General features: G+C 22.0%; 2 protein-coding genes and 1 tRNA gene. 1 reads left to right on the plus strand and 2 read right to left on the minus strand.

Annotated features, from left to right (window positions below; genetic code table 11):
- Positions 1-408: 408 nt before the first annotated feature.
- Positions 409-482, plus strand: a tRNA-Arg gene (locus H7S46_RS01445).
- Here the strand turns inward: H7S46_RS01445 and H7S46_RS01450 are convergent.
- Together H7S46_RS01450 and hisS are read right to left on the minus strand one after the other, a co-directional pair.
- Complete coding sequence (locus H7S46_RS01450; RefSeq protein ID WP_183043060.1) at positions 483-1,802, minus strand: GTPase; 1,320 nt, start codon at positions 1,800-1,802, stop codon at positions 483-485.
- Positions 1,774-3,078, minus strand: coding sequence for a histidine--tRNA ligase (gene hisS / locus H7S46_RS01455; RefSeq protein WP_183043061.1), 1,305 nt, complete (start codon positions 3,076-3,078; stop codon positions 1,774-1,776). Before hisS ends, H7S46_RS01450 begins: the two co-directional genes overlap by 29 nt.
- Between the last annotated feature and the right edge of the window lie 578 nt (positions 3,079-3,656).

A 3,656-nucleotide genomic window follows, 5' to 3' on the forward strand; every position in this document is an offset into this window, starting at 1 on the left:
TATGTTATGTTATATAATACTTTGTTATTATAAGCTAATGTTGTGTTTTGAGAATAGTTGCTTTGTTTTGCCTTTACTTTTTTTTAGATGTTATGAACTATATTAAAGGTTTTGATGTTAGTTAAGTTGCTTTAACTTGAAAGGAGTAATACTTGTATCAGCTTAGCGCAAAGTTAATATTATTTGAAATGATAAAATGCTGTAGAAGGATATTTGAGTTACTTTGAGCTGTTGTACTGTACTGTACTGTACTGTGCTGTTGCTTTTGAAATGCTTTACTTTTCGTTACTTTGATATACTTTTTGTTATTTTTAATTTACTTTAATGCTGTTGTGTTTTGAGGTCTTTTGTGATATTAAGTAAAGTGTTATAATGTTATTGAATAGAATTTAAATAAAAATAATCGAAGCACCTGTAACTCAAATGGATAGAGTTTTTAACTACGAATTAAAGTGTTAGAGGTTCGAGTCCTCTCAGGTGTGTTATTTATTATGAAAATAATGAATTTGTAAACAAATATTTTTTATATTTAAGTTTTGTACAAGAAAATTAAATAAATATCTTTTATAATGATTTGGTAATAATTTGAGTTGTTTTTGTCCAAAAATAATAATAATTATAGGATTTATATTAATTTGTTTTGCTACTAAAAATTTTAAAATATGCTTTTTTTTTAATAGGGGTTTTTTTTTTATGGCTAAGTTAATTAATTTGGTTAAAAAATGGTTTGACCAACTTTTTGATTTTAAATATAAAAAAAAGTCTAGAGAGTGAAATATGGATTTAAAATTATAAAAATATAACGCAGAAATAAAATGTATAGTTAAAAACTTTGTAAATTGATATAATTTTGTATATAGAAAATTTTTAAGAACCGTTTTTTGTTTATTATTGATTACATCGCATTTATTAAGAATTAAAAATAAATGTTTACCTATAGACAAAATTTGTTTTAAAAGTAATATATCTTGTTCAAACAAACCCAAAGTTGCATCTATAATAAAAAAAATAACATCATTTTGTTTAATAAAGTTAAATAAAAAATTATGTTGTTTTATATTTTGAGTTTGATTTATTCCTTTTGTATCTGTTAAAAGAAATAAATGATTTTTATAAAGGATTTTTATTGTTATATTTTCTCTTGTTGTTCCTGGATGATGATTAATAATTAAACGAGTTTCTTTTAAAAAACTATTAATTAACGTCGATTTTCCTACATTTGTGTTACCTACAAGGCATAGTTTAGTGGTGTTATAAATATTATTGTTCTTATTATTCAGAAAGTCTTTCTGGGTTTTTTGTTTTTTAGATAAAAGAATTTTTATACTATTTAAAATTTGATTAATATTGATCTTGTATAAAGCAGATATATAAATGGTTTTAGAAAAATTTAAAAACTTATTAAAAGAAAAATTTATTAAATAATCAATTTTATTTACTATAATTAAAAGTGTTTTATTTTTTTTTTTTAAAAATTTTAAAAATTTTTTATAAAACGAATCTAAGTGAGTATAAGATGTTATTAAAAATAAAATGATATGTGCTTCTTGAATCGCTATTTTGGTTTGTTTATTAATAAAATATGTTATATTCTTTTCCTTATACGATAAAAAATTAGTAGAAAGAGCTGCTGTATCGATTAAAGTGAAGTTTTTATTATTTATTTTTATAAGTCCATATTTTCTATCTCTTGTAAAAAAAGGAATATTATTTGTTACAGAATCTTTTGTTTTCGTTAAACAATTAAATAAAGTCGATTTTCCTACGTTTGTTTTACCAACAATTGAAATGATGTGACTCATAATAAAATATTAATTTTAATTTTTTTATTAAAGCTTTAAAAGCTAATAATTTTTGTGTGTTTTTATACAAATCCTTTATACAAAGTTTATTGCTTTGAAATTCATTATTTCCATAAATTAAAACAATATTTATGTTAGTTTTATTTGCTTTATATAATTGTTTTTTTAAAGATGTTCCACAATAAGTGTTGTGTATAATTAAATTAGGTAATTCATTACGAATTGTTTCTAACAATTTTATTGATTTAATCATAAGTTTTTTTTTTTTTGAAAGTGTAATAAATAAAATATGACTGTGTATTTTTATATTGTTTGGGAATTTGTTGAGTTTTTCTAACAATAATATTATTCTTTCTAAACCTATTGCACAACCTACAGCTGGAATTTTTTTACCATTAAAAAATTTTATTAAATAATCATACCTACCACCAGCACATACTGTATTTTGACTTCCTAAAGCATTCGTTTTCCATTCAAACACCGTGCGGGAATAATAATCTAAACCTCTTACTAATTTTGTATTTATTTTGTATTTGATGTTTGTGTAATTTAAAATATTTTTTAAATGTTCAAAATGTTGAATGGATTTTCCATCTATAAAATCCAATATGTTAGGAGTATGTGTTAATATATATTTTATATTTTTTAGTTTATTGTCTAATATTCTTAAAGGATTTTTATGTATTTTATATAATAGATTACTATCTAAATAGTTTTTAAATTTTTTAAAATAATTAAATAATATTTGTGAATAGACTATTCTGGAAGTTTGTGATCCCAAAGAATTTAATTCTAAATTTAAATATTTTTGTACACCTAAGGTTTTAAAAATTCTATTTGTTATTAAAATTAGTTCTGAATCAATGTCCGGACCTAACATGTTAAAAGTTTCTACTCCAAACTGATGAAATTGTCTAAATCTACCATATTGAGGATTTTCATAGCGAAACATTGGCCCTAAATACCATAATTTTTGTGTTTTATTTTTAATATGATTTTCTAAAATAGATCTAATTATAGAAGTGGTATTTTCAGGTCTTAATGTTAAAGAAATCTGATTTTTATCATTAAAAGTATACATCTCTTTTCTTATTATGTCTGTAGTTTGTCCTAAAGAAATATTAAATAAATGCGTTTTTTCTATAATAGGGGTTCTAATTTCTAAATAAAAATGTTTATATAAAATCATTTGTATTTTATTTTCTATGTATTGCCAAATAAAAGATTTGTTAGGTAAAATATCTTTCATGCCTTTAAGAGAGGTAATCTTTTTCATAAAATAATAGTTATTAATGTTTAAAATGAATAATAAAATTATTATATAAAAAATTCTAAAAAAAAATCAATATTAACAAACATTGATAAGTATAAAAAAATAATATAACCTAAACTAGGTGCGTAAAAGTAAAAGTTCAGAAACGATAAGTGCTGTGATATGATGTGTTTCTAATAAACTCTAAGTTTAATTTAATAAAATATAAGTAACTCTAAGTTATTCTGTGATGCTAAGAACATCTAAGTTTAGTGAAGCCACTAAGTATAACATCTAAGTTTAAACTAATTTATTTTAAGTGAAGTAATTCTCTGCGATGAGTCAAGTTTTTATTTAGGTTTTTGTGTTGTTTTTAGGTATTATGTGTTGAGATGAGATGAAGTGTGTTGCTTTGAAGTGAGGTGTTATGCTTTATGTAAGTTGTTGTGTTATGTTTTATTGGTTTGTTATGTTGAATTGATATGAATTGAGGTTTGTAATAGTTTAGTTGTGTTAAGTTAGTGTAATGTAATGCTTTGTGGTTTATGTTGTTTAATGTAATGTAAGTTGTTTTGTAATGTGTTGTTTAAGTTGGATTGGGT

The sequence above is a fragment of the Candidatus Portiera aleyrodidarum genome (genome assembly GCF_902713745.1).
Classification (GTDB): Bacteria; Pseudomonadota; Gammaproteobacteria; order Johnevansiales; family Johnevansiaceae; genus Portiera; species Portiera aleyrodidarum_D.